The organism is Sulfurovum zhangzhouensis, assembly GCF_030347965.1.
Lineage (GTDB): Bacteria > Campylobacterota > Campylobacteria > Campylobacterales > Sulfurovaceae > Sulfurovum > Sulfurovum zhangzhouensis.
This window is the reverse complement of the sequence record NZ_JAQIBD010000004.1, coordinates 127031-143932: the sequence shown is the minus strand read 5'-3', so window position 1 is coordinate 143932 and position 16902 is coordinate 127031. Positions and strand designations below refer to the sequence as shown.

Here is a 16902-nt window from a genome sequence, read left to right as displayed (position 1 = left end):
ACTATTATTATTAGATAGTATTTAAAAAATAATGGAGTTATGTGATTCTACCCCCTATAAGAGGGAGAATCAAAAGAAGGGATTAGTCATCTAGTCCAAGAAGTTTACCAAAGAGTTTATCTTCGATCATTCCCATCTTGATCGCTGGAAGAAGGTTACGCTCTTCATAGTACTTGATGATCGCTTGAGGATCCTGACCTGACATGATCGCTTCATAGTAAAGTGCTTGAGATACTTCCTGATCTGCTACAGAAATACCCTCTTTTTTTGCAAGCTCATCTACGATGAATGTTGCTTTTACGCTTGCTTCAGCATCAGCTCTTACTTCATCACGAAGTGCTTCTATTTTTTCAGGGTTCTCTTTATATTCATTAAGCTCTTCTGCACTCATTTCCTGAGCTTTTTGATTGATCTTTGCATCGATCTCTTGCTCAACAATGTTTTGTGGCAATGCAAAGTTGAACTTCTCTACCAATGCTTCAACGATTTTTGGCTTAAGTTCTGTATGGTAAAGCTTAGAGATCTCTTCTCTATCAAGTTGAGATTTGATTCTCTCTTTAAGTGTTTCAACAGTAGCACCCTCTTCTCCGCCAAGAATTTTTTGTGCTAGTTCATCAGTCAAATCTTCAGGTACCTGCTCTTGGATCTCATGAAGTGTTACTTTGAATTCTGCTTCTTTTCCTGCAAGGTCAGCTGATTGATAGTTTTCAGGGAAATTTACTTTGATTGTTCTCTCTTCCTCATACTTCATACCAACGATCTGATCCTCAAATCCTGGAATGAACTGGCCTGAACCGATTTTTAGGTTGAACTTCTCAGCTTTACCGCCCTCGAATGCTTCACCGTCAATGAAACCTTCAAAGTCGATCACTGTCATATCGCCTTCTTTTACCATTCTCTTTCTTTTGATCTTTACCCATGGCGCTTGCTGAGTAAGGATCTCTTCGATCTTCTCATCGATCGCTTTTTCATCAGCTTCAGGTTTTTCAAATTTAGGCATAACCTCTTTGTACCCTTCTGCTTCAAATTTAGGTCTCAATGAGATTTCGATCTCAACATCGATCTCCTTATCACCTTTTTCATACTTTTTAAAGCTAGGCTGACCGATCATGTCTGCTGCAGCGATCTTTGCTTCTTTAAGACCAGCATCGATAAATTCTCTAAGTGCTTCACCCTCAGCATCTTGCTGAAGTTTATCTCCATGAAGGCTCTTTACTACTGATACAGGTACTTTACCAGGTCTGAAACCGTCTACTTTTACCTGCTTTGCTGCCTCTTTTGCCAGCTTATCAACATTTTTTTCAATCGCTTCGTTATCAATTTTACCTGATACGATTGCGTTTGCATCATCAACTTTTTTTACTGTAATGCTCATTACATTCCTTTATTCTAAATACTAAAATTCTGTGATTTTATCTAAAAAACGATAAAAATTGAATATATCATGCCAAAAACACTTTTTTCAACATCGTTTTAACGGCATATAATCACAAATCAGCCGTGCTATAATTGCGCATGAAAAAACTCCACCGCAATATCCATAACTGGTATCAACATCATGGCCGTCAAACTCTGCCTTGGAGAAATACGGATGAGCCCTACTACATCTACCTCAGTGAAGTCATGCTGCAGCAGACACAGGTAAAAACAGTCTATGAGCGTTACTATTTTCCTTTTATAGAACGTTTTCCTACACTAAAAGAGCTTGGGGAATCAAAACTCGATGATGTACTTAAAATGTGGGAAGGACTGGGCTATTATAACCGCGCCAAAAACCTGCATAAAACAGCAACACTTGTGCATGAACTTCCTTCCGATATCGAAGAACTCATCAAGCTTCCCGGAATCGGGAAAAATACTGCGCATGCTATCGCTGCTTTTGCCTTTCATCAACCCGTACCGATCATGGAAGCCAATGTAAAACGTATCTTGTGCCGTATATATAAACTTAAAACCCCTACGGAGAAAGAACTTTGGGAATATGCCTATAGACTTGTAGACAGAGACAACCCTTTTGACTACAATCAAGCGATGATGGATATCGGTGCAACGATCTGTCTACCTAAGAATGCACAGTGTAATCTCTGTCCGTTGGAGAGTATCTGTCAAGGCAAAGTTGATCCCGGGCTATACCCAATGAAGAAAAAACGTCTTGTTCCCACACGGGAAGAGCACATCGTGATCCATAGCTATAATGACCGTCTTTCACTTTCCCAGAGAAGCGGAAAGTTTTTACATGGACTTTGGGGGTTTGAGAGTATGGAAGTACCACCGTGTGCTGCTGAGTATCTGGGTGAAGTATCCCATGCATATACACACTTCAAACTTAACTGCAAAGTCTATCTTTACTATGAGAGCAGTCCTGAACAGATACACTATTTTAATTTGGATGAGATTAGAGAACTGGCGATCTCTAAAGTGGATGAAAAGATACTTAAACTTTTGGAGAAAACGATAGAGACACTTTAGAAAGCATCTCTATCATGGATCATTAATTCATCGTTCCTTGTGCCATTGACATCTCAAGCATAGGAAGTATCTCCTGGGTTTTATCTTGTCCATTGATCTTAAGTACTTTAGGCTTGTACTCAAGTTTCGTTGAGTAGATACCGTTTTCAAGACTCATAAAGCCTTGCATCACGGCCATGTCCAATCCCATTTTAGCCTGTTGCTGTTCCTGCGGTGATGGATTGAGAGCAAAATGTTTTTCATTGAAATTCAGATCCGCATCTAAAGCAAGATACTCCAATGGTTTTGTTTGAAGATAAGCAGTCATCTCTTCCAAACTTCCGGTTAATGCTTCTCCCACATATCCTATAGAGAAACTCATACTTGATTTGGCATCATCTTTAGTCGTAAAGTCCAGACTTGCACTCATTTTAGTTCTATCTTTTACCAACATTGCTCTAAATGCCTCTGTTAGAGTGTTCATATAAGTCTCTTGTGCAACTTCTGCACGTTTTTGCGCAGCTTCAGCCTTACTCGGATCTGTCTCCATCATCATTGCATAAAGAGTATCTGTCATCTCTACCTGTTTTTGATTTACCTCTTCAAGTTTTTTAAGTGCTTCCGGACTAAGTCCATGAAGTTTCATTGCGAAATTCGCCTGTTTAGCGATCTCATTTACGGTTGGATCCAGTTGGTCAAGTCCCTCTTGGTTAAATTGCATATCAAAGGCTATCATTAGATAATCACCCTCTTCACGACCGGTATTAAAATTCATTGTAAAGTCCATCTCTACCGGTTTTGACAGACCATCTTGTTCCATGGTTACTTTTGCTATTTTAAATTGCCCTTCACCTAACAGGTATTTTCCGCCCAAAATATCTTTCATCTCTACATGTAATGTAGTACCGGTTATCCCGGCAGTGATTCCATTCCCTTCAACTGACATCTTTGGAAATGTAATATCAAATGAACCAAGCAATGTCTTTGTATCAATCAACCCGCTTCCTACAAGCGGCTCAATCTCAACTTTTTCTCCATTTTCTGTCAAAGTTATAGCATTGGAGTGCATCTTCATTTTTAGCTTCTTATCAAAGCAGAGAACCTCTGTAAGATAGAGTGTGATATCTTCAGGTATTGCCTCTACAAGGTTCTCTTTAAATTTCCCGGCAAGCATCTCACTTGCTTTCATCTCGGCATTGAATTTTGCAAATCCGATACCAAATCCGTCGCGATAGAAGATCGGACCATGTTCTACTTTATACTCAACCTTGACAGGCAGCTCTATGAAATTTGCATACACATCTGTTATAGCTTTGCCTAAACGCTTCTCGTCAAAATGAATTTCAAGTTTCACATCAGAGGTAAAAAAACTGCTATTGACATCTGCTTTATAGTAAACACCTTGTGATGCGTAGAGTTTGTTGACCGTTTGTATATACTGATCAAATTCACCCTTGAACGAGTTTGAAATATATGCTGTTGTTCCTAACCATCCCAGCACTATTACGCCTAGAATTATCATAATTTTTTTCATTGAAAAAGCCCCTTTTTAATAAATGTAATGAAATTCTATCCAAACAAGACCTATAGCTAGTTAAATGCTATTTTAGGTACAATACGCCTAAGACGAATCATAAAAGAAAGAATACTATGAACAGACAAGAAGAATTTGAACAGGCTATCACCAAAGTACTTGAGCTGGTCGGAGAAGATCCGAAAAGGGAAGGACTGCTCAAGACACCTTCGCGTGTTGCAAAAGCCTTTGATTTTCTCACAGAGGGTTATCAACAAGATCCTAAAGAGATACTCTCACAGGCTCTTTTCAGCACAAGTAATGACGAGATGGTACTCGTAAGAGATATCGAGTTCTACTCGATGTGTGAACACCACATGCTTCCGATCATCGGCCGTGCTCATGTTGCTTATATCCCGGATGGGAAAGTTGTGGGACTTTCAAAGATACCGCGTATCGTGAATGTCTTTGCCAGACGTCTACAGATCCAGGAACAGATGACAGAACAGATCGCCGATGCGATCAGCCAGACCATCAATCCTAAAGGTGTGGCTGTTGTACTTCATGCCAGACATATGTGTATGGAGATGCGTGGAGTTGAAAAGATCAATTCAACCACTGTATCATCAGCACTTCGCGGACTTTTTAAAAGTGATGAACGTACCAGAAACGAGTTTTATAACTTGATCAATACGCCAACACCGTCAAATTTTTAACAAATTCTCTACATACTGCATCACTTCTATTGTAAAGTGATGTAGCTGTTTAACCCATATAAATAACTCCCTTTACTCCTTCAGAGATCAATTTTACACAATTTAAAATATTATCGTTTCACTTTGTATCAAGTGTTACTAACCAGATTCCAAGTATAATTATCTCTTTTTTATATCAATTTTATGTTATTTTAAGAAAAAGAGCGTATTATTCAGAAAATCAATTAGGACAATTTTAGTCTGAATTAAAATTGAATATCGTTTTCAAGAGAAAAAGCATTTATGCATCTCTTTAGAATGAAGGAGAAAAACTATGAGAGTCTACTTAGACAACAATGCAACAACCATCGTTGATCCGCATGTATTTGCAGAGATGGAACCTTATTTCGTACAAAGATACGGAAACCCGAACTCTCTTCACGCATTTGCAAGTGAAACACATCCTGCCCTTAAGGATGCAATGGAAAAAATCTACGCAGGTATCCATGCACCAAAAGAGGACAGTGTTGTTATCACTTCATGTGCAACAGAGAGTAACAACTGGGTACTCAAAAGTATCTATTTTGAGTATATCCTTACAGGAAGAAAAAACCATATCATTGTCTCTGAAGTAGAACACCCTTCAGTCATTGCAACTGCAAAGTTCATTGAAAGTATGGGATGTAAGGTTACTTATCTACCGATCAACCATGAAGGGATGATCGATCCGCAGACAGTTAGAGACAGTATCACTGACAAAACTGCATTGGTATCAGTGATGTGGGCGAATAATGAAACAGGTGCAATCTTCCCGGTTCAAGAGATCGGCGCAATCTGTGCAGAATATAATGTTCCTTTCCACACAGATGCAGTTCAGGCGATCGGAAAGACTCCTGTAGATGTACAAAGCCTGAATGTAGACTACCTGACATTCTCAGCACATAAGTTCCACGGACCAAAAGGTGTCGGCGCACTTTATATGAAAAAAGGTAGAGAGCTTTCTCCACTCCTTCATGGTGGATCACAGATGGGTGGATACCGTTCAGGTACACTCAATGTGCCTGGAATCGTAGGTATGGGTAAAGCCATGGAACAGGCGATCGATGCGCTTGACTATGAAATGAGTGATGTCAGAGAGATGAGAGATGCATTTGAAGATGAACTTCTCAAGATACCTGATACATTCGTTGTAACACCTAGAGAAAAGAGAACACCAAATACGATCCTTATCTCATTTAGAGGGATCGAAGGTGAATCAATGCTTTGGGACCTTAACCGTGCAGGTATCGGTGCAAGTACAGGAAGTGCATGTGCAAGTGAAGACCTGGAGTCAAACCCGGTAATGGAAGCCATCGGTGCAGATGCTGATCTGGCACACACCGCAGTTAGATTTTCACTCAGTAGATATACAACGCAAGAAGAGCTTGATTATGCATTAGAAGTGGTAAAGAAAGCAGTTGAGAGACTAAGAGGTATCTCAAGTTCATATGCTTACGCACCGGAAGGTCACGATAGTGGCCTTGATGCTCATCACTAAGAGATAAATATATTATAAGAATTAATAAAGGATAAATCATGGGTATGGATAGTTTGATAGGCGGTACTATCTGGGATGAGTACAGCCAAAAAGTAACCGATTTGATGAATAACCCGCAAAATATGGGTGAGATCACAAAGGAGCAAGCTGAAGAGATGGGTGCAAACCTTATCGTAGCGGACTTTGGTGCTGAGAGTTGTGGAGATGCAGTACGTCTTTACTGGGCTGTAGATCCTGAAACAGATATCATTAAAGAAGCAAAGTTTAAAAGTTTCGGTTGTGGTACAGCTATCGCAAGTTCTGATACGATGGTAGAACTTTGTAAAGGGAAAACTGTGGATGAAGCAGTTAAGATCACAAACATCGATGTAGAAAAAGCAATGCGTGATACACCGGATGTTCCTGCTGTTCCACCTCAAAAGATGCACTGTTCAGTTATGGCATACGATGTCATCAAGAAAGCTGCAGCACAATACAAGGGTGTAGATATCGATAGTTTTGAAGAAGAGATCATTGTATGTGAATGTGCACGTGTAAGTCTATCTACACTTAAAGAAGTGATCAGACTTAATGATCTGACAACGATTGAGCAGATCACAGACTATACAAAGGCCGGTGCATTCTGTAAATCATGTATCAAACCTGGCGGACACGAAGCTAAAGATATCTATCTTGTAGATCTTCTTGCAGAGTATGAAAAAGAGAAACTTGCAAGAACAGCAGCACCTGGTGCAAATGTAAGTTTTGCTGAAATGACAGTAGTACAACGCCTTAAAGCTGTTGAAAAAGTGATCGATGAAAATATCCGTCAGATGCTTCAGATGGACGGTGGTGATGTGGAAATCCTTGATATCAAGGAAAACGGTGCAAACTTTGACATCTATATCAGATACTTGGGTGCTTGTAGCGGATGTGCAAGTTCAAGTACCGGTACACTCTTTGCTATGGAAAACATCCTCAGAGAAAAAGTGGATGAGAATATCAGAATATTGCCTATCTAAAAGATAAAGCATACTTCTTAGGGATGAAGTCAAAACTTCATCCCCACTACAAAACTTATTTTCCCCTTCTAAACAGTTTAATAATCCCTCTAAATAGCGCTACGATAAGATATAGAATCACTGTGAAGACCAATGGATGGATCGCACCAATACCGTATGCTCCTGCATGAGGAAGTGCCTCTAAATGCTCAATGGGATGACTCGTCCACTCTTTGAAATGCATCCCTATCGCTAAAAACAGGAAAATACCTATAAAGATAATTAACTCTTTTTTCATTTTATGATGACCTTTACATGTGATTATTGATTGTAAAAGAGATTTTGAGGTGATGGAAAAGTTTGCTAATTATTAAGTAGCTTCCATCACCTTCTAAGAAGAGAAGAGCTTATGCTCTTCCAGAAAGCATACCATACTGTGTCATAGGCTTAAGTGCATAAACCTTCAATAGCCACCAAATATATCTCTCTTTTGTCGGGTCAAGCGGGAATGAAGGTGTCGGTTTCTTAGACCAGTCAAACTCAGCAAGCATTACTGTATCAAGACCTGTGATCAATGGACATACAGTATATCCGCCATACTGTGCTTTTGGCTCTTTACCTTCCATAACAGAGATAAGGTTCTCAACAACCACTTTATATTGTTTTCTAGCCGAACCTCCTGTTTTCCCCATTGGTACTGCAGCGATATCACCCAAAGCGAATACGTTTTTGAATTTTACGTGCTGAAGTGTCTCTTTGACAACCGGAACCCATCCTTGAGAAGAACCGATAGGTGATTTAGCGATCTCTTCCGGAGCTATCATTGGAGGAGTGATATGTAAAAAGTCATATGGAACTTCTACATTCTCATGCTTTGTTTCCATTGTGTATTCTTCAAGATCCTCATCCCATGCACCTTTTTCTTCCCAGAAATGATCAAAAGTCGCGATCTTCTTCTCTGGGTCTACAGCAACTAAGTTATGGTGATAATTCCACTTCATGTCACGCGCTTCAAACTGCTTTACGATCGCATCATGGTACTCAGGTATACCGAACATATTTCCACCGTTTGGATAGAAAGTAAGTTCAGCATTCTCTCTTGCGCCCGCTTCACGAAGTCTTGCATCTGTAAGATACATGATCTTTTTAGGTGCACCACCACATTTGATCGCAGTTGCGGGGTGAGTAAATACACCTTTTACTTTCTTACCGCTTTTTGCCTCGGCAATGAATTTTTGCATCTCTTTCCACGTGTCTTCAGATCCTTGTTGGAAGTAGATAGAAGCCAAACCATTTTTACCGATGATCTTACTTACTGCAGATGCGTCTCCTGCTGACGTAATCGTCTCATTAATACCTAGACCTTCAATTTGTGAAAAGTCAAGTTTAAGACCTGCTGCAACGATCATATAATCATATTGTATCTTCTTACCGTCAGAAGTTGTTACTGTATTATTTTCAGGATCAAACTCAACTGCTTTTTCTTTGATCCATGTAACACCTTCTGGTACATAATCAGCTGTTTTATAAACTAATTCTTCTTTTTTCCATACACCTCCACCTACAAGTGTTTGTCCCGGTTGATAAGATGTTGCATACTCGTTTGGCTCAATGACCGTAATATCAGGATTGCTTAGGTAATGTGTCAATCTTGCAGCCGTTGACATACCTGCGAGACCACCGCCTACGATAAGAATCTTTCCTTTCGCATTAGAGCTTCCGCCAGTACACCCTGTAGTACCGGTTGCCATAAGTGCTGCTGCACCGCCGGTACCAAATAGTTTCAATGCATCCCTTCTAGAGATACCTTCCTTTTGAAAATGAGCATCAATGAGCTCTAGACCATCTTTCATCATTTTATTATCCACAATCGACTCCTTCTAATATGTACACTTTATTCAATTCTACTACAAAAAACTATAAATTAATATTAATATAATCATAAAAAATTTTGTAGATAATTCTTTATAAATATCTATAATTTAACAATATTATCAATCACTAATTGTAAACTTCTCTTTTCGATAAAATGATTTTCTTTGACCGTATATCCGATTTATAGTGCTGTAGTTTTAAATTTTACACCTTAGAAGAGATTGATATACTGTTCAAAGGTATTTAGATAATATTTTATTATTTTATCTTTACTTTACTCGTTGGCATAAACTGTAAATTGACTTTCCCATTCCATTCATTCAGGTCCAAACGGTAATTAAAAGTTATCTTGCTTCCCTTCGGGTAGTTATTCACATCCGAGTTGAAAGCCATTACAGTTACTTCTTTACCTTCCCAACTCAAAGAAAGTCTTGTATGGTCCTCTTCCTTTCCCACTGCTCTACTATTGATAATTGTTGCTTCCTTACAGTGAAAAACAGGTTCCGGGTTCCCCTCTCCAAAAGGAGCAAATTTTTCTATCTGGTAATAGAGATCCAAATCCGCATTGGCAGGACTCAAATCACCTATAGCTGTGTTAAGTGGTTCAAAAGCCTCACGTGGCAGTCTTCTGGAAACAGCCCTTACTGCTTCAATAAAAGTATCAAGTTTTTCTGCTCTAAGACTCAACCCGCATGCACCAGCATGACCGCCAAATTTTTCTAGATGATTGCTGCATTCATTCACAAGTTCATATATATTCACTACACCGACGGTACGTCCCGAACCTTTGAGCAAACCGTCCTCAGCAGTGGTTAAAACGATAGTGGGATATCCTGTTGTTTCCGCAACCTTAGCTGCAATGATCCCAACAATACCCTCATGTAAACTATCTGAGTGTACTACAATAAAATCTTTTTGTCCTTCTGTAAGTTCCAAAATGTTTTCTGTCATTTCACTCTGCATTGTTTTACGACGTTGATTTACTTCAGTAAGCAATCGAACAAGTTGTTGTGCTTCATTTTCGCTAGCCAGAATTGCTTCTACAGCCAGTGAGGCATGTTCCAAACGGCCGGCTGCATTGATACGCGGACCTACTTGAAAACCTAGATCTTCATAGCTGAAAGAATCTTTGCCCATACTCAGAGCAAGCTCTTTAAAGAATGGACGTTTTAATGTATTGATTTTTTGTAATCCGTACTTCACAATATGGCGGTTGATACCCACTAACGGCATGACATCAGTGATAGTAGATAATGCAACCAGATCAAGGTATTTTCCCATATCTGTATCTAACCCCAGTTCATGCTTGATTGCGCAACACAGCAGCCATGTGACAAAACATCCTGAGCCATCTTTGAATGGATATTCACAATCATCCTGCTTGGGGTTGATAACAGCATAGCAATCGGGTATCAAAGATCCCGGTGTGTGATGATCGGTGATGAGAAGATCAATACCACGCTCTTTACACACTTCTGCAGCATCATGAGCTGCAATTCCATTATCGACTGTAAATATAACATCTGTATCACCAATTCGTTCCAACACTGAGGGAGACACGCCATAGCCATCAGTGAATCGATTAGGTATCACCCACTTGATAGGATAACCTATGTCATTGAAAAATGATACACAGGTGGCCGTGGAGCATGATCCGTCTGCATCGTAATCCCCAACACAAAAAATTTGTTCTTTATTTCTCACTGCATCAGCTAACCGTTTAGCGCCCCTGATCATATCCTTCATTTTAGAGAAGTGTGGAATTTCAGCAAGACTTTTATATCCAACATCTAGATTCCGGGAAGAGAGAGTTGAGATGATTTCAGTAGAAGTCAATGACATAATATATTTTCCATTATTGATAATTTAGTCTTACTGCGTTACTTTTTTGTCATCATATCGGAAAACTTCTTTTATCCTATCATTTTTCTGAAATCTTTATAACTTTGTCAATGTTACGTAGTGCACTTCTTATCGCACCTTCTATATAACCCCCTTCTCCAAAACTGCTCTCTGTTCCGGCAAATAAAAGTTTCCCATCCATTGCATTAATATCGTAACCGTACTGCGGATGACTTGCAAGCGGAGCCATATCTTCTATAACAGCCGTAAATGCCTCTCTATTCCAATCTACAACATAAATGTTTTTATACTCTTTTGCTTTGTGTCCAAATAACTTAGTGAGCTGCTCTATTACTTTTTCTTTGAAATCATTATCCGCATACCTGGATCCTGCAAAACCAAATAGTGCTGCTTCATCTTTCGTTACTGCATCATGCACTTCGCTTAAAGGGCGGCTGTGACAAAAAGCAAAACCGCTGAGTCCTTCATCTCTCCAAAAAGCTGTTTCATAGGTTACAACCACTTTTACAACGTACCCCATCCATGTCGGAATCGAGCGCAATAATTCTACTTGAGAAAAAGGTAACGGCGGAGAATATTCAATGTTTGCGGCAATTCTGGGTGGCATCGTATTGATCACAAAATCTGCTTCGTAGTTTGTATTTTTTGTATAAACCTGCAACCCTTCACTCTTCTTAACGATCGATGTCACTGCTTCATTCAATCTAATTTGTGTTTTACTTAAAGAATTTACAATCGCTTCGGTGAAAGCACCGATGCCGCCTACTATACGTGCGGCAGGTTCTTGGGGTGGCGGATTAAAACATTGTACATCTGTAGTTTGATACAAGGCCAATCCTTCAGTGTATTGCAAGAACATCTCCAAACCTAGTGAACTTACAAGCTCTAAAGCATGCTTATGGTGTGACCATATCCATGATGGACCCAAGTCATGTCCATTGATACTCAATGCTCTGCCACCTACACGCTCTCTTGCTTCAAGTATTGTCACTTCAAATTGCTGCTCAAGCTGCATCGCTGCATATAAACCGCTGATACCTGCACCGATAATAATTATTCGTTGTTTCATCATTTGTTCCTTGTAGCATTAAATATGCATATATCATTCAAAAATTCTCAAAGGATAAACATGCAAACTCTTAATATCGTCTGTCCCCATTGTAATGCAGTGAACAATGTTCAAGTTGAAGTGAACCGTAAAGAGGTACTATGCAGCTCATGTTCAGATCTACTAAATGATACGTCACCCCTTGAGTGTAATGAAGAAAGCTTTAAAATTCATCTTGAAAAGAACGACATTCCGGTATTAGTCGATTTTTACTCTCCTGATTGTGCACCTTGTATGAAGATGCAGCCAGACTTCGAAGCAGCAGCAAAAAGCTGCGAGCTTGAAGTACGTTTTTTAAAAGTTAATACCCTTGATTATCCGGACCTTGCAAGACAATACGGTGTAAATTCTCTTCCGACAGTCATCGCTTTTAACAAAAGTATAGAGATGAATCGTTTCAGTAATGCTCTTTCAAAAGATCAACTCTCCATGTGGGCAGAAAGTCTCATACAGGTTGCTTTATAAGCGCAATCTAATGAGATTGAATCATATATAAACATGAATATCCTAAATGTATTGGATAATATATCTTAAAAAACAAAAAAATGGGAGGGTAAAATAACCCCTTTACTGAAGTGTACATCTAAGAGCCTTTTTAGGCTCTCTAATGTAATTTTGGGTAGTTAGCCCTTATTATTTCGATCTATTTTCAATGCTGGCTTTTACAAATGCCAAAATAGAAGGATTTGGGTTTTGAAGTCTTGAAGTAAACTCAGGGTGGAACTGAACACCAAGGAACCATGGATGATCTTTCACCTCAATCGCATCAACAAGCCCATGAGATTCACCTGTAACAATCATCCCATTTGCCTCTAGAGCATCACGGTATTTTGGATTAGCCTCATAACGGTGTCTATGTCTTTCATAGATCACTGCTGCACCATCATATGCTTCTCTGAGATGAGATCCCTCTTTTGTTTCACATTCATACTCACCCAGTCTGAGTGTACCACCAAGCGGTGATGTACTCGTACGTACCTGTTTAGATCCACTCGCATCGATAAACTCATCGATCAGATAGATCATAGGGTTTTTAGCCTTCTCGCTAAACTCTACAGAGTTTGCATCTTCAAGACCTAATACATTACGTCCATACTCAATGATTGAAAGCTGCATACCTAAACAGATACCCAAGAAAGGAATTTTCTCTTCTCTTGCATACTGTATCGCTTTGATCTTACCTTCTACACCACGTTCACCAAATCCACCAGCAACTAACACTCCGTCACATTCTTTGATAAACTTTGCTGCACCCTCTTCTTCTATCTTTTCACTGTCTACCCATTTGATATTGACTCTTGAATCAAGGTGGGCACCGGCATGGATCAGTGCTTCAGTGAGTGATTTGTAAGATTCTTTAAGATCTAAGTATTTACCTACAAATGCGATTTTTATCTCATCGCTTGGCATAATGATTTTATGAACAAGGTCTGCCCATTCATCCATTTTTGGCTGGCAAGAATCTAGATCCAGTTGTTTGCAGATAGGCGTCAAAATATCCTGTCTTAAGAAATTAAGCGGAACCTGATAGATCGTTGCAGCATCTTCAGCCACGATCACTGAATCTTCATCCACATCACAACTATAAGCAATTTTCTTTTTGATCTCAGTAGGTACAGGTTGTTCTGCTCTTAGAATGATCATATGAGGAGAAATACCGATACGTCTAAGTTCCTGAATAGAGTGTTGTGTCGGCTTTGTTTTAAGTTCTCCGGCAACTTTGATATATGGAAGCAGCGTTACATGGATGTTCATTACCATTGCACGACCCAATTCATGTTTCATTTGACGGATTGTCTCCAAATACGGCAAACCTTCGATATCACCTGTTGTACCGCCAAGCTCTACGATCAGGATATCTTTACCCTCACCTGCTCTAAAAATACGCTCTTTGATCTCATTTACGATATGAGGAACTACCTGGATCGTTTTTCCAAGGTATTTACCTTTTCTTTCATTTTCAATAACCGTTTTATAGACTTGACCGGTCGTAAAGTTATTTTTTTTCGTTAATGATGTATCTAAAAAACGCTCATAATGTCCAAGGTCAAGGTCAGTTTCCGCTCCATCTTTGGTAACAAATACTTCACCGTGCTCAAGAGGAGACATAGTACCCGGGTCAACGTTGATATAAGGGTCGAGTTTAAGTACACCTACTCTTAGACCTGTATGTTTCAGCAGTGTTCCAATACTCGCAGCGGTAATACCTTTTCCAAGAGAACTTAGTACTCCACCTGTAACAAAAATATATTTTGTTCCGTTTTCGCTCATATAATTTTATCCTTTATAGTTATGCTACGATCGGCATGATGATCGTGATAAAGTTTTCATCTTTGACAACAAATGGTAAACTCGGTTCATTAAATTGAATGAAGAACTCATTTGAATCAATTTGTGAAATGAAATCAAGCAGATAACGACTGTTTAAAGAGAGTTCGAATTTATCTGCCAATCCAGTTTCAAGTGCGATTTCTGTTTTTGCTTCTACATTGTCTGCAGATAGTGAGTTGAAGATAATCGTATCAGATAGGAATGTCATTTTAATCTCTTGAGAGATTGTTGTGATCATTTTTATCGCTTCCACCATCTCTTTTTTAGGCAAAGTAATTGAATGTTTGACTGATGACGGAATGATTCTCTCATAATCTGGGAATTTTCCATTGATCAAACGTGTATAGAAGAAATAATTATCATTTGTGATAATTAGATTTGTTTCATCAAAAAAGATATTGATCTGATCTAGAAAAAGTTTTTGTATTTCAAGAATTGCTTTTTTAGGCACGATAAGTGAAAGCGCTTCACTGTTGGAACTGTCAATTGTAGCAATAGCTAAACGTCTTGTGTCAGTTCCTACTAAGTCAGTTGAATCATTTTTGATATTAATAAGTGCCCCGTTTAGTTCAAACTTTGGATTGTTTGTATCAATAGCAGGAGATATCTTTTTAAGATTTTTGATCAAACTTAATGAATCAAGTGAAATTTGAGGTTTATCATTGATTATAGGGAATGTAGGATAGAGATCTGGATCAAAGGTAGGCAATTTGAATTTAGATTGTTTTTGTTTGATGACCAGCGTATCATTAAGAAGTTCAAGTGTGATCTCATCATCTTTTAGGATACGCACAATATCCAATAGTTTTTTTCCATGGGCAGTAAAAGAGCCTTCATGTTCAACAGTGATGTGATCTGTTACGATTTTTAAACCAATTTCTGAATCTGTAGCTTTTATTACACATTTATTATCTTCCGTTTTAAAGAGGACATGCGAAGTGATTTGGCTTGCATCTTTTTTCTCTAAGAATGGTTGGAGATTTATGAGTATAGATTCAATAATTTGTTTTTGTGCTTTGATCTTCATTGACGTTTCCCTTATTTAATTTAATAAATTAGTACATAATAGTAATACAATTTGAATATGTGAAAAACTCTTTACACAACGATTTGCCCGAACTTCGATAGATGTTTATATTTTTATTAATGTTCACATCTATTCACTTTTAAAATTATATCTTTTTTTTATTATAGTAGTATAACGCACCCAAAGGGCGGTGTTTATGCGTTTAAAGCGTTTGTTTTCACTTTGTTTGAAAGCTCTTCAAGCAATATTTTGAAATTTTCATTAGTCTCTATGATCTCATTAATCTTTTTCATTGCATGAGAGATGGCAGTGTGGTCTTTCATCCCAAAATACATAGCGATCTGTGGCATAGAGCTTGGTGTAAGTTCTCTAGCAAGATAGATAGCTGTTCTTCTTGCATCAACGACATTCTTAGTGCGTTTTTTTGATTTGATATCTGAAGGTTTTACATTGAGTTCTGTGGAAACAATTTTGATGATATCATCGATAGTGATGTTTTCTTTTTCTTCTTTGAGTTGGTCTTTGATCGCATTTTGTGCAAAATCCAAAGTAATCTCTTGGTTGAGCATTGAAGAAAGAGCGTTGAGTTTGATGATAGTCCCTTCGATCTCACGTATGTTATCTCCCATATGAGTTGCAATAAAGTTGATAATCTCATTATCAAGGGTAATACCGTCAAGTTCACACTTTTTCTGAATGATGGCGATCTTTGTTTCTAGTCCCGGTGGTTGGATATCGGCCATAAGCCCCCATTCAAAGCGGCTTTTTAGCCTGTCTACAAGCCCTGATATTTTATTCGGTTGTCTGTCTGATGTGATCACGATCTGTTTGTTTGCACTGTGAAGTTCATTGAAGGTGTGAAAAAACTCATCTTGCGTTTTTTCTTTATCAGAAATAAACTGTATATCATCGATAAGCAATGTATCACATTCTCTGAACTTGTCTCTGAAACGGTCCATTGTCTGTGAACGAAGATGGGTCAAAAATGAGTTGAGGAATTGTTCAGCTGTAGTATAGATAACGGTTTTCCCAAGAGAGATATGATAGTTACCGATTGCCTGCAGCAGGTGTGTTTTCCCTAATCCAACGCCTCCGTAAAGGAAAAGAGGGTTATATTGTCTTCCCGGTTTTTCTGCTACTGATTTTGCGGTAGTATAGGCAAACTGGTTTGAATCCCCTACAATAAAACTGTCAAATGTGAGTGAAGGGTTAAGATAGGTACTTTTCCCGCTGCTTTTTTCTGTCGGTACCGGAGCCTTTGTGGTTGAAGTCGCACTTTTTTGTTGTCCTACTTGTATCTCTACTTTGGGTTTTATTTCATTATAGACTTCAAAAAGATGTTCAAGTTTATCTTTATATTTTGTTTTGATCCATTTTGCGATAATCATATTTGGAGCATAAAAGTAAACAATATTACTTCTTGAACGTTTCGTGTCATAGACAAGACTTTTTATATAACGTTCATATTCTGTTTGTGAGATCTCTTTTTTGAGTTCAAAAATGACTTTTTGGCCTATGTTCATCG

The 16902-nt window shown here is 38.6% G+C and carries 14 protein-coding genes; 5 read left to right on the top strand and 9 right to left on the bottom strand.

Features of this window, described 5'->3' with window-relative positions; genetic code table 11:
- Window positions 1–82: 82 nt before the first annotated feature.
- Entirely contained in the window at window positions 83–1375 is a 1293-nt protein-coding gene (tig, locus tag PGH07_RS10490; RefSeq protein ID WP_289414427.1) for a trigger factor, read from the bottom strand.
- 140 nt (window positions 1376–1515) lie between these two features.
- Here tig and PGH07_RS10485 point away from each other — a divergent pair, with 140 nt between their 5' ends.
- Window positions 1516–2469: an A/G-specific adenine glycosylase gene (locus tag PGH07_RS10485; RefSeq protein WP_289414426.1), complete on the top strand. Its 954-nt coding sequence runs from the start codon at window positions 1516–1518 to the stop codon at window positions 2467–2469.
- A 22-nt stretch (window positions 2470–2491) separates the two neighbouring features.
- Here PGH07_RS10485 and PGH07_RS10480 read toward each other — a convergent pair whose 3' ends face one another.
- The gene (locus PGH07_RS10480) at window positions 2492–3982 is read right to left on the bottom strand and encodes a DUF945 family protein (protein ID WP_289414425.1); all 1491 of its coding nucleotides are present in this window, start codon (window positions 3980–3982) and stop codon (window positions 2492–2494) included.
- A gap of 116 nt (window positions 3983–4098) precedes the next feature.
- On the opposite strand from PGH07_RS10480, the gene folE reads away from it, so the two are divergent.
- The 3 genes from folE (at window position 4099) to PGH07_RS10465 (ending at window position 7194) form a co-directional block, all read left to right on the top strand.
- Window positions 4099–4677, top strand: coding sequence for a GTP cyclohydrolase I FolE (gene folE / locus PGH07_RS10475; protein ID WP_289414423.1), 579 nt, complete (start codon window positions 4099–4101; stop codon window positions 4675–4677).
- Window positions 4678–4990: 313 nt separating this feature from the next.
- A complete protein-coding gene (locus PGH07_RS10470) occupies window positions 4991–6193 on the top strand; it encodes a NifS family cysteine desulfurase (protein ID WP_289414422.1) in 1203 nt (400 codons plus the stop codon).
- Window positions 6194–6231: 38 nt separating this feature from the next.
- Window positions 6232–7194 carry an iron-sulfur cluster assembly scaffold protein gene (locus PGH07_RS10465; RefSeq protein WP_289414421.1) on the top strand — a complete coding sequence of 321 codons (963 nt, stop codon included), beginning with the start codon at window positions 6232–6234 and terminating at the stop codon, window positions 7192–7194.
- 55 nt (window positions 7195–7249) lie between these two features.
- Here PGH07_RS10465 and PGH07_RS10460 read toward each other — a convergent pair whose 3' ends face one another.
- From PGH07_RS10460 to PGH07_RS10445, 4 genes are all read right to left on the bottom strand, one after another.
- Window positions 7250–7471: a hypothetical protein gene (locus PGH07_RS10460; RefSeq protein WP_289414420.1), complete on the bottom strand. Its 222-nt coding sequence runs from the start codon at window positions 7469–7471 to the stop codon at window positions 7250–7252.
- 109 nt (window positions 7472–7580) lie between these two features.
- Window positions 7581–9041, bottom strand: a complete 1461-nt coding sequence (locus PGH07_RS10455) for an NAD(P)/FAD-dependent oxidoreductase (RefSeq protein WP_434481311.1) — start codon at window positions 9039–9041, stop codon at window positions 7581–7583.
- 265 nt (window positions 9042–9306) lie between these two features.
- On the bottom strand, window positions 9307–10890 hold the full coding sequence (recJ, locus tag PGH07_RS10450; protein ID WP_289414419.1) for a single-stranded-DNA-specific exonuclease RecJ: 1584 nt from the start codon (window positions 10888–10890) through the stop codon (window positions 9307–9309).
- A gap of 79 nt (window positions 10891–10969) precedes the next feature.
- Window positions 10970–11980, bottom strand: a complete 1011-nt coding sequence (locus PGH07_RS10445; protein ID WP_289414417.1) for a flavin monoamine oxidase family protein — start codon at window positions 11978–11980, stop codon at window positions 10970–10972.
- Between the two features lie 60 nt (window positions 11981–12040).
- On the opposite strand from PGH07_RS10445, the gene PGH07_RS10440 reads away from it, so the two are divergent.
- Window positions 12041–12484, top strand: coding sequence for a thioredoxin domain-containing protein (locus tag PGH07_RS10440; RefSeq protein WP_289414415.1), 444 nt, complete (start codon window positions 12041–12043; stop codon window positions 12482–12484).
- Between the two features lie 168 nt (window positions 12485–12652).
- Here the strand turns inward: PGH07_RS10440 and pyrG are convergent, their stop codons facing one another.
- The 3 genes from pyrG to dnaA all read right to left on the bottom strand — a co-directional run bounded on the left by pyrG (window position 12653) and on the right by dnaA (window position 16900).
- The gene (gene pyrG / locus PGH07_RS10435) at window positions 12653–14290 is read right to left on the bottom strand and encodes a glutamine hydrolyzing CTP synthase (protein WP_289414414.1); all 1638 of its coding nucleotides are present in this window, start codon (window positions 14288–14290) and stop codon (window positions 12653–12655) included.
- 19 nt (window positions 14291–14309) lie between these two features.
- The gene (gene dnaN / locus PGH07_RS10430) at window positions 14310–15377 is read right to left on the bottom strand and encodes a DNA polymerase III subunit beta (protein WP_289414413.1); all 1068 of its coding nucleotides are present in this window, start codon (window positions 15375–15377) and stop codon (window positions 14310–14312) included.
- A 194-nt stretch (window positions 15378–15571) separates the two neighbouring features.
- Window positions 15572–16900: a chromosomal replication initiator protein DnaA gene (gene dnaA / locus PGH07_RS10425; RefSeq protein ID WP_289414412.1), complete on the bottom strand. Its 1329-nt coding sequence runs from the start codon at window positions 16898–16900 to the stop codon at window positions 15572–15574.
- Between the last annotated feature and the right edge of the window lie 2 nt (window positions 16901–16902).

Bases quoted from the DNA above. Each gene is read 5' to 3' on its own strand.
- tig (WP_289414427.1), bottom strand. From the start codon at position 1,375: ATGAGCATTACAGTAAAAAAAGTTGATGATGCAAACGCAATCGTATCA.
- PGH07_RS10485 (WP_289414426.1), top strand. From the start codon at position 1,516: ATGAAAAAACTCCACCGCAATATCCATAACTGGTATCAACATCATGGC.
- PGH07_RS10480 (WP_289414425.1), bottom strand. From the start codon at position 3,982: ATGAAAAAAATTATGATAATTCTAGGCGTAATAGTGCTGGGATGGTTA.
- folE (WP_289414423.1), top strand. From the start codon at position 4,099: ATGAACAGACAAGAAGAATTTGAACAGGCTATCACCAAAGTACTTGAG.
- PGH07_RS10470 (WP_289414422.1), top strand. From the start codon at position 4,991: ATGAGAGTCTACTTAGACAACAATGCAACAACCATCGTTGATCCGCAT.
- PGH07_RS10465 (WP_289414421.1), top strand. From the start codon at position 6,232: ATGGGTATGGATAGTTTGATAGGCGGTACTATCTGGGATGAGTACAGC.
- PGH07_RS10460 (WP_289414420.1), bottom strand. From the start codon at position 7,471: ATGAAAAAAGAGTTAATTATCTTTATAGGTATTTTCCTGTTTTTAGCG.
- recJ (WP_289414419.1), bottom strand. From the start codon at position 10,890: ATGTCATTGACTTCTACTGAAATCATCTCAACTCTCTCTTCCCGGAAT.
- PGH07_RS10445 (WP_289414417.1), bottom strand. From the start codon at position 11,980: ATGAAACAACGAATAATTATTATCGGTGCAGGTATCAGCGGTTTATAT.
- PGH07_RS10440 (WP_289414415.1), top strand. From the start codon at position 12,041: ATGCAAACTCTTAATATCGTCTGTCCCCATTGTAATGCAGTGAACAAT.
- pyrG (WP_289414414.1), bottom strand. From the start codon at position 14,290: ATGAGCGAAAACGGAACAAAATATATTTTTGTTACAGGTGGAGTACTA.
- dnaN (WP_289414413.1), bottom strand. From the start codon at position 15,377: ATGAAGATCAAAGCACAAAAACAAATTATTGAATCTATACTCATAAAT.
- dnaA (WP_289414412.1), bottom strand. From the start codon at position 16,900: ATGAACATAGGCCAAAAAGTCATTTTTGAACTCAAAAAAGAGATCTCA.